Origin of the sequence: Ruminococcus flavefaciens MA2007, assembly GCF_000621845.1 — a bacterium.
Taxonomy (GTDB): domain Bacteria; phylum Bacillota; class Clostridia; order Oscillospirales; family Ruminococcaceae; genus Ruminococcus; species Ruminococcus flavefaciens_E.
In genome coordinates this window covers 25,717-45,550 of record NZ_JHXF01000025.1, presented here as the reverse complement: position 1 = coordinate 45,550, position 19,834 = coordinate 25,717, and the positions used below count along the sequence as shown (strand labels likewise).

General features: G+C 48.6%; 18 protein-coding genes and 2 tRNA genes. 17 read left to right on the top strand and 3 right to left on the bottom strand.

Features of this window, described 5'->3' with window-relative positions; genetic code table 11:
- A partial coding sequence (locus T497_RS0111090; RefSeq protein WP_028515688.1) for an IS200/IS605 family transposase occupies window positions 1–230 on the top strand: 230 nt, incomplete at its 5' end.
- Window positions 231–363: 133 nt separating this feature from the next.
- Here the strand turns inward: T497_RS0111090 and T497_RS0111085 are convergent.
- The 3 genes from T497_RS0111085 to T497_RS0111075 all read right to left on the bottom strand — a co-directional run bounded on the left by T497_RS0111085 (window position 364) and on the right by T497_RS0111075 (window position 1,668).
- Window positions 364–1,317, bottom strand: a complete 954-nt coding sequence (locus T497_RS0111085; RefSeq protein WP_028515687.1) for a glycoside hydrolase family 5 protein — start codon at window positions 1,315–1,317, stop codon at window positions 364–366.
- Between the two features lie 136 nt (window positions 1,318–1,453).
- Window positions 1,454–1,543, bottom strand: a tRNA-Ser gene (locus T497_RS0111080).
- A 36-nt stretch (window positions 1,544–1,579) separates the two neighbouring features.
- A tRNA-Ser gene (locus T497_RS0111075) sits at window positions 1,580–1,668 on the bottom strand.
- Window positions 1,669–1,935: 267 nt separating this feature from the next.
- On the opposite strand from T497_RS0111075, the gene pyrH reads away from it, so the two are divergent.
- The 16 genes from pyrH (at window position 1,936) to T497_RS0110995 (ending at window position 19,834) form a co-directional block, all read left to right on the top strand.
- Window positions 1,936–2,646 carry a UMP kinase gene (gene pyrH / locus T497_RS0111070; RefSeq protein WP_028515686.1) on the top strand — a complete coding sequence of 237 codons (711 nt, stop codon included), beginning with the start codon at window positions 1,936–1,938 and terminating at the stop codon, window positions 2,644–2,646.
- Window positions 2,647–2,667: 21 nt separating this feature from the next.
- Window positions 2,668–3,222, top strand: a complete 555-nt coding sequence (gene frr, locus T497_RS0111065) for a ribosome recycling factor (protein WP_028515685.1) — start codon at window positions 2,668–2,670, stop codon at window positions 3,220–3,222.
- A 10-nt stretch (window positions 3,223–3,232) separates the two neighbouring features.
- The gene (locus tag T497_RS0111060) at window positions 3,233–3,982 is read left to right on the top strand and encodes an isoprenyl transferase (RefSeq protein WP_028515684.1); all 750 of its coding nucleotides are present in this window, start codon (window positions 3,233–3,235) and stop codon (window positions 3,980–3,982) included.
- Window positions 3,982–4,881 carry a phosphatidate cytidylyltransferase gene (locus T497_RS0111055; protein WP_028515683.1) on the top strand — a complete coding sequence of 300 codons (900 nt, stop codon included), beginning with the start codon at window positions 3,982–3,984 and terminating at the stop codon, window positions 4,879–4,881. Before T497_RS0111060 ends, T497_RS0111055 begins: the two co-directional genes overlap by 1 nt.
- Before the next feature lie 104 nt (window positions 4,882–4,985).
- Window positions 4,986–6,137, top strand: a complete 1,152-nt coding sequence (locus T497_RS0111050; protein ID WP_028515682.1) for a 1-deoxy-D-xylulose-5-phosphate reductoisomerase — start codon at window positions 4,986–4,988, stop codon at window positions 6,135–6,137.
- A gap of 26 nt (window positions 6,138–6,163) precedes the next feature.
- Window positions 6,164–7,228: a M50 family metallopeptidase gene (locus tag T497_RS0111045; protein ID WP_028515681.1), complete on the top strand. Its 1,065-nt coding sequence runs from the start codon at window positions 6,164–6,166 to the stop codon at window positions 7,226–7,228.
- A 1-nt stretch (window position 7,229) separates the two neighbouring features.
- Window positions 7,230–8,144: a ribonuclease Z gene (locus tag T497_RS0111040; RefSeq protein WP_028515680.1), complete on the top strand. Its 915-nt coding sequence runs from the start codon at window positions 7,230–7,232 to the stop codon at window positions 8,142–8,144.
- 110 nt (window positions 8,145–8,254) lie between these two features.
- Entirely contained in the window at window positions 8,255–9,292 is a 1,038-nt protein-coding gene (gene ispG, locus T497_RS0111035) for a flavodoxin-dependent (E)-4-hydroxy-3-methylbut-2-enyl-diphosphate synthase (protein ID WP_028515679.1), read from the top strand.
- Window positions 9,293–9,319: 27 nt separating this feature from the next.
- Entirely contained in the window at window positions 9,320–13,645 is a 4,326-nt protein-coding gene (locus T497_RS0111030; protein WP_028515678.1) for a PolC-type DNA polymerase III, read from the top strand.
- Window positions 13,646–13,718: 73 nt separating this feature from the next.
- Window positions 13,719–14,915: an ATP phosphoribosyltransferase regulatory subunit gene (hisZ, locus tag T497_RS0111025; RefSeq protein ID WP_028515677.1), complete on the top strand. Its 1,197-nt coding sequence runs from the start codon at window positions 13,719–13,721 to the stop codon at window positions 14,913–14,915.
- Complete coding sequence (gene hisG, locus T497_RS0111020) at window positions 14,912–15,541, top strand: ATP phosphoribosyltransferase (RefSeq protein ID WP_028515676.1); 630 nt, start codon at window positions 14,912–14,914, stop codon at window positions 15,539–15,541. The genes hisZ and hisG overlap by 4 nt, the downstream gene beginning before the upstream one ends.
- Complete coding sequence (gene hisD / locus T497_RS0111015) at window positions 15,541–16,827, top strand: histidinol dehydrogenase (RefSeq protein ID WP_196243041.1); 1,287 nt, start codon at window positions 15,541–15,543, stop codon at window positions 16,825–16,827. Before hisG ends, hisD begins: the two co-directional genes overlap by 1 nt.
- Before the next feature lie 64 nt (window positions 16,828–16,891).
- Window positions 16,892–17,950: a pyridoxal phosphate-dependent aminotransferase gene (locus T497_RS0111010; RefSeq protein WP_028515674.1), complete on the top strand. Its 1,059-nt coding sequence runs from the start codon at window positions 16,892–16,894 to the stop codon at window positions 17,948–17,950.
- Between the two features lie 14 nt (window positions 17,951–17,964).
- Entirely contained in the window at window positions 17,965–18,546 is a 582-nt protein-coding gene (gene hisB, locus T497_RS0111005) for an imidazoleglycerol-phosphate dehydratase HisB (protein WP_028515673.1), read from the top strand.
- A complete protein-coding gene (hisH, locus tag T497_RS0111000) occupies window positions 18,546–19,148 on the top strand; it encodes an imidazole glycerol phosphate synthase subunit HisH (protein ID WP_028515672.1) in 603 nt (200 codons plus the stop codon). Before hisB ends, hisH begins: the two co-directional genes overlap by 1 nt.
- Window positions 19,145–19,834, top strand: a complete 690-nt coding sequence (locus T497_RS0110995; protein ID WP_028515671.1) for a tyrosine-protein phosphatase — start codon at window positions 19,145–19,147, stop codon at window positions 19,832–19,834. Before hisH ends, T497_RS0110995 begins: the two co-directional genes overlap by 4 nt.

Here is a 19,834-nt window from a genome sequence, read left to right as displayed (position 1 = left end):
TGAAAGGAAAAAGCTCATTGATGATATTTGAGCGACATGCAAATCTGAAGTATAAGTACGGTAACAGACATTTCTGGTGTACAGGATATTATGTTGATACAGTAGGAAAGAATGCTAAGAAAATTGAAGAGTATATAAAGAACCAGCTGCAAGAAGATATTATGACAGACCAGTTAAGTTTGTTTGAAACAACAGACCCGTTCACTGGAGAAAAGTATAAGAAGAAGTAAAAACCCCTTAAGGGGGAGCTGAGAATGAAATGCAGTTGGCAGACCTTTCTCAGCCCACTTAAGGGGCAGTGTCCGTATCAAGCCCTTCTAGGGCTTCCTCAAACCACCCGTTTTACGGGTGGTTTTGATTGTATTAAAGTAATTTAACGAGCTCGTCATGTACGCCCTTGAGTCTGTCATCTGAGAGACCGAAGTCCATGCGCTTGTAGTTCCATGCGGCTCTGCCAATGTCGTGTTTTCTGAATACGGCATTGATAGTTCTGTACCACTTGACGGTGTCCTCAGGGGGGATAACGTCGATACAGCCGTACTCTCCGCAGTAAAGACCTGTGCCGTGCTTTTCAGCCTTGGCTATAGCAGTTGAGAAAAGCTCCTCGAAGTATTTCTCAGAGGTCTCGCTTGCCTCAAAAGCCATACGCTCTTCGGGAATGATAGCGTCTGTCCAGTAAGCGCCCTGATGTGTGAACTTCAGGGGCTCATAGCAGTGCATATTGTAGAATACGTTCTCGTCGTAGGGCTCGTCCAGATACTGAACTGTGCTTGCGCTGTTGTTGTAGTAGCTTCCCACAAGTATGATGATATCGGGAGCTATAGCTCTTATGCGGCGGATACATTCCTTAGCGATCCTGTTCCAAGCGTCGATGAATTCTGCGTCAGTTACCTCGTTGAGAAGCTCGAATGCCACATTTGGAACAAGCTTGCCGTAGCGTCTTGCGACCTCTTCCCAAAGGCGATAGAAGCGCTCCTGATACTGCTCGCTGTCAAAGAATCCGTGCTCGTCCTCGCCGTAGTAGTCGAAGGAGAAGCCTGCGGTCTTGTGAAGGTCAAGGATAATGTTGAGTCCGTTTGCCTTGCAGGCATTTACAGCCATGGTGAGGTAAGCAAAGCCCTCCTCGCTGAAAGAGCCGTCCTTGTTTTCGAGGATATTATAGTCAAATGGGACGCGGATATGGTCTATGCCCCATGAAGCAGCAATTTTAAAGTCATTTTCAGTAATAAAGGTGTCGAGGTGCTTCTTTGAATAATCGCACTGTGAGAGCCAGCCGCCGAAGTTTACGCCCTTATTGAATCCGATCATTTTTTTCATGCTGATCGCCTCCTTTGAAAAGAGTATAGCATATTTTCTATGAAAACTATACTTGTTTTATGTGAAAAATAATAAATTCATGATGTACGAGGTGAAATTAAGATAATAAAAAACCTGCATTCGTAGAATGCAGGTATGGCGCGGATTGAGAGATTTGAACTCTCGCGCCGGTTTCCCGACCTACTCCCTTAGCAGGGGAGCCCCTTCACCACTTGGGTAAATCCGCAAACCGACGAGCGAGAAACTCACCGATAAAAAATAATGGCGGAGAGGGTGGGATTCGAACCCACGTGACCGTTAAGTCAAACGGTTTTCAAGACCGCCTCGTTATGACCGCTTCGATACCTCTCCATTTTTACTGCCGAATTAATCAGCTTTTATATTATACCACGGTGAGGGGGAGTTGTCAAGAAAAAATAAAAAATAATCGTGACGATAAATTTTCAACATTTTGGTGCATAATATACAATGGGATATGTTGAGAAAAAATACTCCGCTGAAAATGAAAAATTCCTGTAAAATTTTTCGTTAAAAATGATTTTTTTGAAAGAATATACTTTACATTATTATGAAATTAGTGTAAAATATACTATAGATATTTTTTTGTGAGGTGCTTATATGGAACCAAAGTATAAAAGGATTTTATTAAAGGTCAGCGGCGAGGCTCTGGCAGGCGACAAAAAGACAGGTCTCAACTATGACGTAGTTACAGAGATATGTCAGAGCATAAAGAAGTGTGCTGACGCAGGCGCTCAGGTAGCTGTAGTTGTCGGCGGCGGTAACTTCTGGAGAGGACGTTCCAGCGGAGCTATGGACCGTACCCGTGCAGACCATATCGGAATGCTCGCTACAACAATGAACGCACTTGCACTTGCAGATGTACTTGAATCACTTGGCTGTGTAGTAAGAGTACAGACAGCTCTTCAGATGGCTGCTATTGCAGAGCCCTATATCCGCAACAGAGCTGTAAGACATCTTGACAAGGGCAGGATAGTTATCTTCGGCTGCGGCACAGGAAACCCATTCTTCTCAACAGATACAGCAGCTGCTCTCCGTTCAGTTGAAATAGACGCAGATATACTCCTTAAAGCTACTCTCGTTGACGGAGTATACGACAAGGATCCGCATAAATTTGACGACGCCAAGAAGTACGATACTCTTACCTTCTCACAGGTCATCGGCGAAGACCTCGGCGTAATGGACAGCACTGCTGCCGCTATGTGCCGTGACAACCACATGAAGATGCTGGTATTCGATCTCAGCCGTCCCGACAATATCTATGACGCCGTAATGGGCGCTAATATCGGAACAGTAGTATCCGAGGACTGATAAACGAAAGGAATCACTATCATGAAAGAACAGCTTAACATCGCTAAGGAAAAAATGAACAAGAGCCTCAATGCCCTCGGAAACGAGTTTGCTTCTATCCGTGCAGGAAGAGCTAACCCCGGTGTTCTCGACAAGGTAATGGTAGATTACTACGGAGCTCCCACACCTGTTAACCAGATGGCAGCAGTATCCGTATCAGAGGCAAGAATTCTCGTTATCCAGCCATGGGATAAGTCCACACTGAAGCTTATCGAAAAGGCTATACAGGCTTCAGATATCGGTATCCAGCCTGTAAACGACGGCAACGTTATCCGTCTTGCTTTCCCTCAGCTCACTGAGGACCGCCGTAAGGAGCTCTGCAAGAGTATCAAGAAGTACGGCGAGGAGTGTAAGGTAACTGTTCGTTCTGTCAGACGTGACACTATGGAGAAGTACAAGGCAATGAAGAAGAACTCCGAGATCACAGAGGACGACCTCAAGGACTGCGAGAAGAAGGTTCAGGACCTTACCGACAAGATGTGTGCTGAAGTTGACAAGATGGTAGCAGACAAAGAAAAAGAGATCATGACTGTATAATTGGTGAAATATGGCATTATTTGGAAAAAAAGACAAATCTGAATCTAATGAACTGGTGCTCCCCGAGAAGCTCCCCGACCATGTGGCATTTATCATGGACGGCAACGGCAGATGGGCTAAGAAGCGCGGTCTGCCACGTTCTCTCGGACACCGTGAGGGAGCTAAGAACTTCCGTACTATAGTTCGTCACTGCAAGGACATCGGACTTAAAACCATAAGCTTCTATGCGTTCTCAACCGAGAACTGGAAGCGCTCACAGGAAGAGGTAGGAGCTCTCATGAACCTTTTCCGTGACTATCTTGCAGACGTAAGAAACTTCCTCAGCGAGAATACAAGAATGGTGTTCCTCGGCGACAAGAGCGCCTTCGCTGACGATATACGCGAAAAAATGGAAAAGCTGGAGGCTGACTCCGCAGATTACGATGAGATGACCATTCTCATGGCTGTAAACTACGGCGGACGTGACGAGATAACTCATGCCGCAAAGCTTCTTGCCGAAAGAGCTGCAAAGGGCGAGATACGCCCCGAGGATATAACAGAGCAGACTATCTCGGATTACCTCTACACAGCAGGTTATCCCGATGTTGACTTGCTTATCCGTCCAAGCGGCGAGCAGAGAATATCAAACTTCCTCATATGGCAGAGCGCCTATGCGGAGTTCTACTACACCGACGTTTTATGGCCTGATTTCACTCCCGAGGAGCTTGACAAGGCTATCATCGAGTACGCTCACAGAAACCGCCGCTTCGGAGGTGTCTGATGCTTACACGAATCATTTCGGGAGCAGTGGGCGTTGTACTGCTGGGAGCAGTGCTGTATTTCCATGACACCATTGTTCTGCCCATAGCAGTTGCAGCTATCATAGCAGTAATGCTCTTTGAGCTTATCCGTGCGGTAAAGCTCCACAAGTGTTTCCCGATACTTATTGCAGCCGAGTTATGCGGTATAGCCGTACCCATGCTGTATTATGTTTTCGGCGAGGCGGAGTATAAAGTGAACTCTATGAATCTGCGTAGTGAAGTAATATATACTTCAGAAAGCGGATTGTCCGCTTCAATTGAAACATTCTATAGTCTGATACTGTTCTGCTTTGTTTTAGCGGCAGCGTTCGTTATATTCGTAACATGGCTCAGAAAGCACAAGGAGATACGCTATGAGCAGGTATTCTTCGTGCTTGCTGTAATGATACTTGTACCGCAGGCTATGACTTCAATGCTCAAATTTGACAGCTTTGGAAGCCAAGATGGTCTTTTCCTGCTCATTATGGGACTCTGCGGCGCATGGATAGCAGATACTGGAGCATACTTCACAGGCGTTGCCATAGGCAAGCATAAGCTCTGTCCCGAGATAAGCCCCAAAAAGACTATTGAAGGACTTGTGGGCGGTATCGTGACTACAGCTGTTGTTTATGCAGTGGCATTCTCCGTTTACTATGGCTTTTCGGTAAAGAGTGCGGTTATCGCCTGCGTAACAGGCATAGTATGTGCTGTTATCGGCACAGTCGGCGACCTTTCTGCTTCTATGGTAAAGCGCCAGATAGGCTTCAAGGACTACGGAAAGATAATGCCGGGACACGGCGGACTTATGGACCGCTTTGACAGCGTTCTTTTCGTGCTGCCTACATTTTATGCATTTATCGCCATATTCGGCGTACAGTGATATTTCTGAAACGGACTATTCACGGATAGTCCCTTTCGCATTTTATAAAGGACTTTGACAAAATAACCATTCGGAAGTTATTTCCGTGAAAAGGGGAAAATATAATGAATAAAACGGTGTCGATACTCGGTTCGACAGGCTCTATCGGTACGCAGTCCCTTGAGGTCTGCGAGAAGCACGGACTCAAAGTCGCTGCCCTTGCAGCTCACAGCAGCGTTGAGGCGTTAGAGCAGCAGATAAGGAAATTCCGTCCTGCATATGCTTGTATCTATAACGAGGAGAAGTACGGCGAGCTGAAAAGCCGTATCTCCGACCTTGACGTGAAGCTCTACATCGGCATGGAGGGACTTTGCAAGCTTGCCTCTCTTGATGAAGCTGATATCGTCCTCAATTCAGTTGTAGGCATGGTAGGACTTCTTCCCACACTTACAGCTATAGACGCAGGAAAGGACCTTGCACTTGCAAACAAGGAAACACTCGTTGCAGGCGGCGAGCTTGTAATGAAAGCGGCTGCTGACAAGGGCGTAAGGATATACCCCGTTGACAGCGAGCATTCGGCTATATTCCAGTGCTTACAGGGCAACAAGCGCTCACAGCTCAGCAAGATAATCCTTACTGCTTCGGGCGGACCGTTCTTCGGCAGAAGCTACGAGGAGCTGAAAAGCGTAACAAAGGCTCAGGCTCTCCACCACCCGAACTGGGAAATGGGTAATAAAATAACCATTGACTCTGCTACACTTATGAACAAGGGACTTGAATTCATCGAGGCTAAATGGCTCTTTGACCTCACTCCCGACCAGATAGAGATAGTTGTGCACCGCCAGAGCGTCGTTCACTCGGCAGTTGAGTACAACGACTACTCGGTGATAGCACAAATGGGCGTTCCCGATATGAAGATACCGATACAGTACGCTCTTCTTTATCCCGACAGAATGAGCTGTCCTACGGGACGTCTTTCACTGACGGATTACGGAAAGCTCACATTCGAGAAGCCCGACTACGACACCTTCAAGTGTCTGTCAGCGGCTATCGAAGCTATAAAGCGCGGCGGAGCTTATCCATGTCTGGTAAACTCAGCCAATGAAGAAGCAGTAAAGGCATTTCTCCATGACGAGATACGCTTCATAGAGATAGGCGAAATGGTATCGTCGGTTCTCGATAAGTTCGGGCTCTCTGAGATAAAGAGCTATGATGACGTTATGAAAGCCGATACTGCGGCAAGAGCATACGTCAGGGAGCGCATCGCGGCTGAATAAGCTGTATTAAGAAAGGAACAGGCAACATGGGTATTATTATTGCGATACTTATATTCGGACTAATAGTTACAGTTCACGAATTCGGGCATTTTATATGCGCCAAGCTCAGCGGCATAAAGGTGCTGGAGTTTTCAGTCGGTATGGGACCTAAGCTTCTCCAGAAGCAGAAAGGCGAGACCAAGTATTCACTGAGAGCTCTGCCTGTAGGCGGCTACTGCGCAATGGAGGGCGAGGATTCCACCAACAGCGATCCGCGAAGCTTCCGCAATGCAAAGCTCTGGAAACGTATGATAGTTCTTGTGGCAGGCGCGGCAATGAACTTCGTGCTGGGTATCGTCATGCTGATGATACTTGTATGCATGATGGAGCAGGTGCCTACAACTACTATCAAGGGCTTCAGCGGTCAGCGCAACGATGACGGCACAGTGACATATTTTGCCGAAAGCTACGAATCGGGACTCCGTCACGGCGACAAGCTCATTTCCGTTGACGGCACAAGGATATACAGCACCCTCGACCTCAACTACATCTTCGATTCCATTACAAGCAATGAGGGACACAAGGTAGTCGTAAAGCGCGACGGCAAGAAGGTCACTCTCAACGATGTATTCTTCGAGGATAAGGCTGAGGGCGGCGGAGTTATCGACTTCGGCGTTGTGTACAAGGATAAGACTCCTCTCACGGTTATCAAGGGCTCGGGAGATATCTTCATGTCTATGAGTCATATCGTTGGACTGTCACTTAAACAGATGCTGACAGGTCAGCTCCACAAGGAGGACGTTTCGGGACCTGTAGGCGTTGTAACGGCTATCAGCGAGCAGACCAAGAACAACGAGTCCATTGTTGACGCTATCTACAAGCTGATATACATGACAGCGCTTATAACTATCAATGTCGGTATATTCAATCTTCTTCCCATACCGGGACTTGACGGCGGACGTCTGCTGTTCTGCCTTATAGAGCTTGTACGCCGCAAGCCTGTAAAGCCCGAGCACGAGGGCTACGTACATCTTGCAGGCATGGTGCTCCTCTTCGGAGTAATGATATTCGCAACCTACAACGATATAGCAAGACTTATTACAGGAGGTTGAAATGCCTGATATCTGCTTATTGGGAACAGGCGGAATGCTGCCCTTGAAGGACAGATTCCTAACCAGTCTGTATGCCGAATATAACGGAAAGGCAGTCCTCATCGACTGCGGCGAGGGTACTCAGGTAGCCATTGCAAAGCACGGACTTAAAATGAGCAGGATAGAGCTCCTGCTCATTACTCACTGCCATGCAGACCATGTAACGGGACTTCCGGGACTGCTGCTTTCTATCGGGAACAGCTCCCGTACCGAGCCCCTTGACATAGCCGCTCCTGAGAGCTGTCTGCCTGTTCTGCGAAGTCTTATGAGCGTCTGCGGAGCTCTGCCCTATGAGGTAAGGCTCCACGGACTTCCCGAGGACAAGCCCTCTGAGTTTTCGGCGGATATGATAGAACCCATGCTGAAAATAAGGACTCTGCCCTTATCTCACAGAGTCGGCTGTATAGGATACAGCCTTATTCTTGAAAAAAAGCCCCCTTTCCTGCCTGAAAACGCTAAGGCGCTGAATATCCCTGTGGAGTACTGGAAAAGGCTTCACGCAGGTGAGACTGTCACCCTTGATGACGGCAGGAGCATAGCTCCCGAGGAAGTAACGGGAGAAAAGAGAGCTCCTATCAAGATAACCTATACCACGGATACACTTCCGATAGCGGAGCTGGCAGGCTTTGCCGAGAGCTCCGACCTTTTCATATGTGAGGGTATGTACGGACTTCCCGAGAAAAAGGAGTCCATGAACGAAAAGTGTCATATGCTCATGCAGGACGCCTGCGACATTTCAGCAAAAGCAAACGTGAAGCGGCTGTGGCTGACGCATTACAGTCCTGCTGAAAAGGAGCCCTCTGTCTATGAGGAAGAATTGAAGGAGCTTTTCCCCGAAGTCGTTATAACTGAGGACGGAGCAAAGCTCACGCTTTGAGAGTAAATTTTATTGGAAAGCAGTGTAGGGGCGGCGTTCCGCCGCCCGTGAAATACCACAAGAATAACAACTAAGCGTTATTCACCGATTACATAGTAAGGAGAGATATCATGAGAAATGTCAGACCTGTAAAGGTAGGGGACTGCGTCCTCGACGGAAAGCATATATATATCCAGTCCATGCTGAATATGCGCTCGGACGACATCGAGGGCAGCGTTAAGCAGGCTGTGGAGCTTGAAAAGGCAGGCTGCGAGATAATCCGCGCAGCTATCCCGAATATGGAGGCTGTAAAGCTTATCCCTGCTATCAAGGAGGCTGTGAAGATGCCTCTCGTTGCAGATATCCACTTCGACTACAAGCTGGCTATCGAGTCCGCGGCGGCTGGAGTTGACAAGATACGCATAAACCCCGGGAATATCGGCGGCATGGACAGAGTAAAGGCAGTAGTTGACGCCTGCCGTGCAAGGAATCTTCCTATCCGTATCGGCGTAAACTCGGGCTCACTTGAGAAGGAGATACTTGCCAAGTACGGCTCTCCTACTCCCGAGGCTCTTGTTGAGAGCGCTATGGGACACGCAGCTATGCTGGAGCGTTTCGACTTCAACGATATAGTTATTTCCATAAAGTCATCTGACGTAAACAAGATGATCGCTTCATACAGACTTGCTGCACAGAAGTGTAATTATCCGCTCCACCTCGGAGTAACAGAAGCAGGCACAGAGCGCATGGGACTTATCAAGTCCGCTGTTGGTATCGGCTCTCTGCTCTGCGACGGCATAGGCGAGACGATCCGAGTATCCCTTACTGACGATCCTGTCCGTGAGGTAGCTGCCGCTAAGGATATCCTCAAAAGTATCGGCAAGCGCGGCGGCGTAAGGATAGTTTCATGTCCGACCTGCGGCAGAACACGTATCGATCTTATAAATACTGCAAAAATGGTTGAAGAAGCTGTCAAGGACATGGACAAGGATATAACAGTTGCAGTTATGGGCTGTGTAGTAAACGGTCCCGGAGAAGCCCGCGAAGCCGATGTAGGTATCGCAGGCGGCGACGGCTGTGCTATCATATTCAAAAAGGACGGGACACAGCGTAAGATAAAGGAAGAGGACATAGTTTCCGAGCTTCTTGCGGAGATAGACAAGCTTTGATCAATTCATTTGGACTGGAGTTTTATAATGCAGATAAAAATATCCGAATTTCTCAAGGAATACATATCGGAGCTCCCCGAAAGCGTAATGAACGGAGAGATTTTCAAGCTCACATACAGTGAAAATCTTGAATCTATCCGTTTTCATGCACATTTCGACGAGGTAGTCCCCAGTGATGATGTATTCGCATTTGAAAAAGCAGTGGAAGCTGCCATAAAGGTGGAGCAGGTGCGTCTTGCCTGCCGTTATCCCTCCGAGAAATTCGGCATGGACTGCTACGGCGAGCTCATAAAGCTGTTAAAGCGTGATATCCCTGTGGTGAACGGCTTTCTCGACGACGCTGACGTTTCTCTCGGCAACGGCGAGCTCCGCATAAGGATAGTTCACGGTGGACGTGATATACTGGACAAGTTCAACTTCTGCACAGGCTTTTCCCGAATGATATACAATCAGTTCGGCGTAAGAGTCAAGGTAGTCCTCGACGGCGATACCTCCGTAAGCGTGGAGCAGTACGACAAGATGATAGAGCGCCTTGAAGCTGATATGCCCGACTACAGCAGTCAGCTTATCCCCGATAAGACTCCCGACGAGATAAAGAACGAGGAAATGAAGTCCGTTATCCCTACAGCCACACTTGACGTTACGGCTCTCGATAAGGACTTCGACGCGGAATCTGCCGAGATAGTGAAGGGCAGGGCTATACGCGAAAAGCCCATACCGATATGCGAGGCTGTACAGCACCTCGGCGAAAAGGTTGTCGTTGTGGGCGACGTTTTTGCTTCGGAGCTCAAAGAAGTCCGCAACGAAAAGACCGTTGTCACCTATGATATCACCGACTACAGCGGCTCACTTAAAATAAAGATATTTGCCAAGAACGAGGAAGTCGAGGAGATGAAGCTGGGCTCCATAAAGAGCGGAGCTACTCTTCTTGTATCGGGCAAGCTGGACTACGATTCCTATGCACGAGACATCGTTATATCTGCAAATTCTCTTATCAAGGTAAAGCGCATACCCAAAATGGACAACTATCCCGAAAAGCGCGTTGAGCTCCACTGCCACAGCAATATGTCCGCTATGGACGCTGTTACCGATCCTGTTACACTTATCAACAGGGCGGCAAGCTGGGGACATCAGGCTATGGCGATAACCGACCACGGCAACGTTCAGGCTTTCCCCGACTGTATGTACAATATGCCCAAGAACTTCAAGGTCATCTACGGCATGGAGGCATACGTTGTAAACGATATAGAGCGTGATATGGCAGTTTACGGCAGTGATGACCGCTCCTTTGATGACGAGATAATCATATTCGACGTTGAGACTACGGGACTCAGCTTCCGCAACGACAGGCTCACCGAGATAGGCGCTGTCAAGCTGAAAAATCTACAGGTAGTTGACAGCTTCAATACCAAGGTCAACCCTGGATTTCATATTCCCGAGAGGATAACGGAGCTCACAGGCATAAGCGACGCCGATGTTGCAAATGCTCCCGACGAAGCAGAGGCGCTCCGTATGTTCATGGAGTTCTGCGGAGACAAGCCTGTTCTTGTGGCTCACAACGCCCGTTACGATACAAACATGATAAATCAGGTCTGCAAAAGGCAGAGCATTGATTTTGAATACACATGGGTAGACACGCTTATCATGTGTCAGTCCATGCTCCCCGAAATGGGACGTCACAAGCTGAACCTTGTGGCAAAACAGCTTAAACTTGGAAAATTCGACCACCACAGAGCCTCAGACGACGCTCTCATGCTGGCAAAGATATACATTGAGCTTATCGGTAGACTGAAAAGTGAAAGAAGCTTCAAGTCCATACAGCAGCTCAATATCCTTGTGGACGAGATAGAGACAAAGAAGCTGAAAAGCTACCATTTTATCATACTTGTCCGCAATCAGGCAGGTCTGAAGAATCTCTACAGACTTGTATCCCTTAGCAACCTTGAATTCTTCTATAAAAAGCCCCTTATACCTAAGTCGAGACTTATCGAGCACCGCGAGGGACTTATCTACGGAAGCGCCTGCGAGGCCGGCGAGATATTCCAGGCTATGCTGGATATCCGCGAGCAGGACTACATCGACGATCTTGCTAAGTTCTACGACTATCTTGAGATTCAGCCCATAGGCAACAATAAGTTCATGGTGCGCGACGGCGTGGCGAAGGACGACGAGGAGCTCCGCGATTTCAACCGCTATATCGTTGAAATGGGCGACAGACTGGGACTTCCTACCTGCGCTACCTGCGACGTTCACTTCATTGATCCCAAGGACGCTATCTACCGTAAGATAATCCTTGCAAGCATGGGCTTCAAGGACGCCGAGGAGCAGGCTCCTCTCTACCTCAGAACTACCGAGGAGATGATGGCGGAGTTTGCGTATTTAGGCGAGGACAAGGCAAAGGAAGTAGTTATCACCAATACCAATGCCATTGCCGACCAGATAGAGGTAGTCCGCCCCATACCAAAGGGAACCTTTACTCCCACTATCGAGGGAGCAGAGGAGGAGTTGGTTAAGATAACCCACGACAAAGCCCATGAGATATACGGTGATCCGCTCCCCGAGCTGGTCGACAAGCGCCTTGACCGTGAGCTTTCGTCTATCATCAAGCACGGCTTCTCCGTGCTCTATATCATCGCCCAGAAGCTGGTGTGGAACTCCGTTGAGAACGGCTATCTCGTTGGTTCGAGAGGTTCCGTTGGTTCTTCATTCGTGGCTTCAATGGCAGGTATCTCGGAGGTAAATCCTCTGCCGCCCCATTATGTATGCCCCAACTGCAAGCACAGCGAGTTCCTGCTGGACGGTGTATACGGCTCGGGCTTCGACCTGCCGCCGAAAAAGTGTCCCGACTGCGGCAAGGACATGAACCGTGACGGACACGATATCCCCTTCGAGACCTTCCTTGGCTTCGACGGCGATAAAGCGCCTGATATCGACCTTAACTTCTCCGATGAGTACCAGTTCTGGGCTCATCGCTATACAGAGAAGCTCTTCGGAAAATCCAACGTTTTCAAGGCGGGAACTATCTCCGTTGTTGCGGAAAAGACCGCCTACGGCTACGTTAAGAAGTACTGTGAGGATAACGGTATCACGCTGAACAACGCGGAAATGAGCCGACTTGCTATCGGCTGTACAGGTATCAAGAGGACCACAGGTCAGCACCCCGGCGGAATGGTCGTTGTACCGTCGGACTACGACGTTTACGACTTCACTCCCGTTCAGCACCCTGCTGATACTGCGGATTCCGAGATAATCACAACTCACTTCACGTTCAACTCCCTCCATGATACCATACTGAAGCTTGACGAGCTGGGACACGTTGTTCCTACCCTGTACAAGCACCTTGAAGACCTGACGGGTATCAAGATAAAGGACGTTCCCACGTCAGATCCCGACGTTATCCGTATGTGTACAAACTGCGACGTGCTGGGAGTTACACCAGAGGACATCTACTGTAAGACGGGAAGTCTCGGTATCCCCGAAATGGGCACGGGCTTCACCATACAGATGCTTCTGGACGCAAAACCAACTAAGTTCAGCGACTTTTTGCAGATATCGGGACTTTCTCACGGTACCGACGTTTGGCTTGGAAATGCCAAGGACCTTATCGACAACGGCGTATGCACCATTTCCGACGTTATCGGAACCCGTGACTCCATTATGACCTACTTATTATATAAGGGCGTCGAGCCGAAAATGGCTTTCCAGATAATGGAGTGGACTCGTAAGGGAAAAGCGCCAAAGCAGTTCACACCTGAGATCATCCAAATGCTCCGCGACCATAACGTACCCGAATGGTACATCGAGAGCTGTCTGAAGATAAAGTATATGTTCCCTAAGGCTCACGCGGCGGCTTACGTTATCGCGGCTATCAAGCTGGGCTGGTTCAAGCTCCATATGCCGCTGGAGTATTATGCTACCTACTTCTCCGTAAGAGGCGAGGACTTCGACGCAGAGCTTGCTGTCAAAGGCATTGGCGCAGTCCGTGCCAAGATAGAGGAGATAAAGGCTCTGGGCAACGACAAGACCAACAAGGACAGCGCACTCTACGATATCCTGCTCATTACAAACGAGATGATGTCGCGCGGCTATGAGTTCCTGCCTATCGACCTGTTCAAGTCCCACGCTACCGACTATCTTGTAGAGGACGGTAAGCTGAGGATACCTTTCTCAGCTATGAGCGGCGTCGGAGACAACGCTGCCAAGGGCATTTACGAGACTGTGCAAAAGGGCGGATTCATGTCAATAGAGGAATTCCAGTCCGAGAGCGGAGCGTCAAAAACTACAATTGATATGTTGAAAAGCATAGGTGCGTTTGGTGATTTACCCGAATCCACACAGATGTCTTTCTTTTAACTTGACTTTTACTTAGTAATATGTTATCATATTATCATGTTAGCAGACTAAAGTGATTACCAAGGAGGTTACTATGAAAAATTACGACCTTATCACTCCCGAGGGTACAAAGGACCTGCTCTTCGGAGAGTGCATAGTAAGACGAAATATAGAGAATACTCTCATGGGACTTTTCAGAAGCAGCGGCTACAGTGAGACTATCACTCCCGGTCTGGAGTTCTTTGACGTATTCAACCTTAATTCACGCTATTTTCCGCAGGAGAACCTGTACAAGCTGACAGACAGCAAGGGCAGACTTCTCGTTATGCGCCCCGATACTACAATGCCTATCGCAAGAATAGTTGCGACTCGTCTGAGAGACGCAGTTCTTCCGCTGAAGCTCTGCTACGCTCAGGCTGTTTACACCACCGAGCCCTCACTTAAAGGCAGAAGCGACGAGGTAGTACAGGCAGGTATCGAGCTTATCGGCTCTCAGCTTAAAATGGCTGACCTTGAAGTAATATCAACAGCTGTTGATTCGCTCAGCTCCTTCGGCATGGAGTTCTCACTTGAACTCGGTCATATCGGTATTTTCAAGGAGCTTGTCAGCAAGCTGGACGCTTCTGAAAATGACAAGGAAAACATCAGAAAGCTCATCGAGAATAAGAATTTCCCTGCTCTCAACGACCTGCTTGACAGCTTCGGCAATTCACCTGTTACAAATGCCCTCAAGAAGCTTCCTGCGCTCTTCGGCGGCGAGGAAGTATTTGAAAAGGCTGAGGAGCTTATGCCTGATGACAATATCAAGCGTATCCTTGACGAGCTGAGAAATATTTACGCAGACGCTTCCGAGCTCTGCGGCGGCGACGGTACTATCACCGTTGACCTCGGACTGGTAAACAAGACCGACTACTACACAGGTCTTATCATAAAGGGCTATTTACAGGGACACGGCGAGGAGGTTCTCTCGGGCGGACGCTACGACAAGCTTATCTCCGAGTTCGGCTACGACGTTCCTGCTATCGGCTTTGCGGTAAATATCAACGCAGTTGCAAAGCTCATGGAAAAGAGCGACGTTCTTCCTGCCGAGCCAAAGGCTGACGTTATCGTATTTGCCGAGGAGGGCTGCGAGGTAGCTGCTCTCAAGGCTGCAAAGGAGCTCCGTGAGCAGGGACTTATCGTTGAGAACGCTCTCTTCGACGACCTTGAAAGTGTCCGTGAATACGCTATGGAGAAGAAGATAGCAAAGGTAGTCGTTATCGACGGCGAGAGCAAGGAGGTAAACATATGAACAAGCCTATAAGAATGGCTCTTACAAAGGGCAGACTGGAAAAGGACACAGTTGGTCTCCTTGAAAAGCTGGGCTTCGACTGCACAGCTGTACGTGAAAAGGGCAGAAAGCTCATACTTCCCGTACCTGACGCAAATCTTGAAGTCGTACTTGCCAAGGCAAACGACGTTATCACCTATGTTGAGCATGGCGTGTGCGACATGGGCGTTGTGGGCAAGGACACTATCATGGAGATGAAAGGCAAGTTCTATGAGCTTGTGGACCTTGGATTCGGCAAATGCAAGTTCGCTCTTGCAACTAAAAAAGGTTACGACTTCTACAGCGGCTACGGCATAAAGACTATCGCTACAAAGTATCCGAATGTAGCAAGAAGCTTCTTTGAGAAGAAGGGCATGGATACCGAGATAATCAAGATAGAGGGCTCTGTTGAGCTTGCACCGCTTCTTGAACTTGCTGACGGTATCGTTGATATAGTTGAGACAGGTACTACTCTCAGGGAGAACGGACTTGAAGTCATCGAGGACGTTGCACCTATCTCCGCAAGACTTATCGCAAACACCGTTAGCCTTAAAATGAGACACGCTGAAATAGACAGACTTATTACACTTATAGAGGAGAATCTCTGATGAAGAAGATATTTGCAAACGGCACTGACGAAGTTGCATTCCTCAGTGACCTTAAAAAGAGAAGCGGCGAGACCAATAAGAAGGTCACAGAAGTCGTTTCCGAGATAATCGAGAACGTCAAGGAGAATGGCGACGAAGCTGTAAAGGGCTATACTCTCAAATTTGACGGCAATCTGCCCCAGTACTACGAAGTACCACGCGAGGTCATCAACGACGCTCTCACAGAGGCAGACCAGGAGTTCGTTGACGCTCTTCTGAATGCACAGGAGAATATTGCCGATTTCCACCAGAGACAGCTGGAGCAGAGTTTTATCTCTGCCAAGGATAACGGCGTTATAATGGGACAGCGTATCCGCGGACTGCACAGAGTAGGTCTCTATGTTCCCGGCGGCACGGCTGCTTATCCGTCAAGCGTTCTTATGAACGCTATACCTGCTAAAATTGCAGGCGTCAAGGAGATAATCATGGTAACTCCTCCGCTGAAGGACGGTACACCGAACAAGGATATCCTTGTTGCGGCAGCTATCTGCGGCGTGGACAGAGTGTTCCTCTCGGGCGGCGCACAGGCTATCGCAGCTCTTGCATACGGCACAGAGGAGATACCAAAGTGCGACAAGATAGTAGGTCCCGGAAACATCTATGTAGCTACAGCCAAGAAGCTTCTTTACGGCGTAGTTGATATCGACATGATAGCAGGTCCAAGCGAGATACTTGTTATTGCTGACGATACAGCAAATCCCAAGTTCGCAGCTGCCGACCTTATGTCACAGGCAGAGCACGACGTGCTTGCTTCTGCAATAATGGTAACAACCAGCGAGAAGCTTGCTGACGAGACTATCAAGGAGATAGACCGTCAGAAGGAGTATCTCTCCAGAAAGAGCATTATCGAGAAGTCCCTTGAGGACTACGGCGCAGTTATCATTGCCGACAGCCGTGAAAAGTGCGTAGAGCTGGCAAACGAGATAGCTCCCGAGCACCTTGAAGTCCTTATGGAGAACCCATTCGAGCTTCTCGGCAGCCTTGACAACGCAGGCTCTATATTCCTCGGTCACTATGCTTCCGAGCCACTCGGCGACTATTACGCAGGACCTAACCACGTCCTTCCAACAAGCGGTACAGCTCGTTTCTTCTCTCCTCTCGGAGTTGCAAGCTTTACAAAGCGTACTGCTTACACATATTATACTGAGGACGCCCTCAGAAAGGCTAAGGACGACATCGTTCTTATCGCAGAGCGTGAGGGACTTACAGCTCACGCCAATGCCATAAAGGTAAGATTTGAAGACTAAATCACGCAATGGGGCGGCTTGGAATACAGCTGCCCTATAGGTGTTTTTTTGGAAAGGATAAAATATGAGTTACAAACTGAATAAAAAGCTTGTAAATTTAGTGCCCTACGATCCCATAACAGGACACTATGATATAAGACTTGACGCAAACGAGAGCTGTTTCAATTTAAGCGACAGCTTAAAGGCAAAGATAGCAAAGAGCATTTCGCAGATAGACTTCAACCGCTATCCCGATTGCCTTGCAAAGGCTCCCACAAAGGCTTTTGCGGAGCTCTACAACATACCCGAGGAGCTTATCAGCGCAGGAAACGGCTCCGACGAGCTCATCAGCATTATCGAGGGCTGCTTCTTTGAGGCAGGGGACACAGTAGTGAACGTGTCCTACGACTTCTCAATGTATCAGTTTTACGCACAGCTCTATGAGGTAAACGTTGAGACCTATCAGAAAGAAGCCGACCTGACAATAAACCCTGACAAGCTCATTGCTTTCTGCAAGGAAAAGGGCGCAAAGGGACTTATCTTCTCGAACCCCTGCAACCCCACATCTCTCGGTCTGGACAGAGCTTCTGTAAGAAAGATAATCGAGTCTCTTGAAGACGTTCTCATTATTCTTGACGAAGCTTATATGGACTTCTGGGACCAGTCTGTCCTTGACGAGGTAAACAACTACAGCAATCTTATTATCCTCAAGACCTGCTCAAAGGCTATCGGCATGGCGGCTGTAAGATTCGGTTTTGCAGTTGCAAACAAGACTATAACCAATGCCATCCGCGCAGCCAAGTCTCCATACAACAACGACACAGTGGCACAGACGATAGTTGCGGATATACTCAGCGAGAAGCAGTATCTTGCGGACTGCCGCAATACTATAGTTGCAAATACAAAGAAGCTCTACAGCGACATCGCAGCACTGGATAAGAAGTACGGCTGCTTTGATAAAGTATATGAGCCATGCACCAATTTTGTATTCATAAAGACAGATGAATGCGACAAGATATATCAGTTCATGCTGGACAATTCAATCGCAATAAGAAAATTCAAGGGCGCTATACGAATCACATCGGGCAGCGCCGAGGAAAATGCACGTCTTATGGAAGTGCTTGAAAACTACTTCAGAAAATAAAGGAGGCGGCTGCAATGCGCAAGGCTGAAATTGAAAGAGTTACCAAGGAAACTCAGATAAAGATATCCGTATCTCTTGACGAAAAGGGAAAGGCTGATATCGACACAGGCGTAGGCTTCTTCGACCATATGCTCACAGCGCTGTCGGTACACAGCGGTATCAGCATGACCGTCAAGGTAAAGGGCGACCTGCACGTTGACTGTCACCACACCATTGAGGACACAGGTATAGCTCTGGGACTGGCTCTGGGACAGGCTCTCGGCACAAAGTCGGGCATAGTCCGCTACGGTACGGCTTATATCCCTATGGACGAGTCCCTTGCTATGGCAAGTCTCGACCTGAGCAACAGACCTTTCCTTGTGTTCAACTGTGATTTTACAAATCAGAGCTGCGGAGACTATGACCTCTGCATGACAGAGGAGTTCTTCCGAGCATTCGCATTCAATTCGGGTATGACACTGCACATAAATCTGCTTTATGGCAGCAATGACCACCACAAGGCAGAGGCTGTCTACAAGGCAGTTGCACACGCTCTTAAAACAGCCGTTACCGAGAACAAGGACGGCTCAACGCTCTCCACGAAAGGAGTTCTCTGATGATAGCGATAATCGACTACGGCGCAGGCAATATTTTCAGCGTCAAGAACGCGCTGGACTACCTCGGACTTGAAAGTAAGCTCGTCAGCGACAAGGAGTCCGTAAAGGCAGCAGACGCGGTGATACTTCCCGGTGTGGGAGCATTCCCTGCGGCTATGAAAAAGCTTGAAGCTACAGGACTTGTGGACACTATCAAGGAAGAAGCCGCAAGAAAGCCGTTCCTCGGTATCTGCCTCGGTATGCAGCTCATATTCGACAAGGGCTACGAGTTCGAGGAGTGCGACGGTCTGGGACTTATCGGCGGCAGCGTCCGCAAAATGGAAGAGCCCGACCTTGTAATCCCGCATATGGGCTGGAACAAGCTTGAAAAGCTCAATGATTGTCCGCTGCTTGCAAATGTGAGCGACAACGAGTATGTTTACTTCGTTCACAGCTACAAGGCACACTGCGAGGACAAGGATATCGCTGCCTACGTTGAGTACGGCGGACGTGTTCCTGCTCTTGTTTACGACGGGAAGTACGTTTACGGAGCACAGTTCCACCCCGAAAAGAGCGGCGAAACAGGTCTTAAGATACTTCGCAGCTTCGGAGGACTTATATGACATACAAGAGCCTGCTTTCATGCACCTGTAATACAAGGGAGCTGGGCGGCATAAGAACGTCTGACGGAGGGTTTACAAAGTGCGGCGTTTTCTGGCGCAGTGATGTGCCTGTGGCACCAACAGCAGAGGACGCCGAGAAGCTCCGCGCTGCTCATATCACAACTATAATAGATATGCGCACGGAAGAGGAGCGGCTTAGAAAGCCCTGCGGACTTGCTGATATTGAGGGATTTGAGTATCATCATTTCCCTATAACCGAGGGCAGCGGCGTACCTGAGAGCCTTGAAGCTGTACCGCTTTCCTACATGGACATAGCAACGGCTGATAGTATGCCGAAGGTGATGAAAACCATTGCAGAAGCAGCAGAGGGTGTTCTTTTCCACTGTACGGCAGGCAAAGACAGAACGGGAGTCGTGTCAGCTATAATTCTTCTGCTCTGCGGCGCAGAGCGTGAGGATATCGTTGAAAATTACGTCGTCAGCCGCGAGTACAACCACAAGAACTTAGAGGCATTCCTCAGCGCTCACCCCGAGGTGGACAGGAACATAGTTCTTGCCAATCCGAGGAGCATGAATTGCTTCATCGACCTTTTCGCGGAGCGCTTCGGTACTGTGGAAAAATATTTTGAAGCTATGGGACTTTCCTCTGAATACGCAGAAATAATAAGAAATAAACTAACGAGGTAA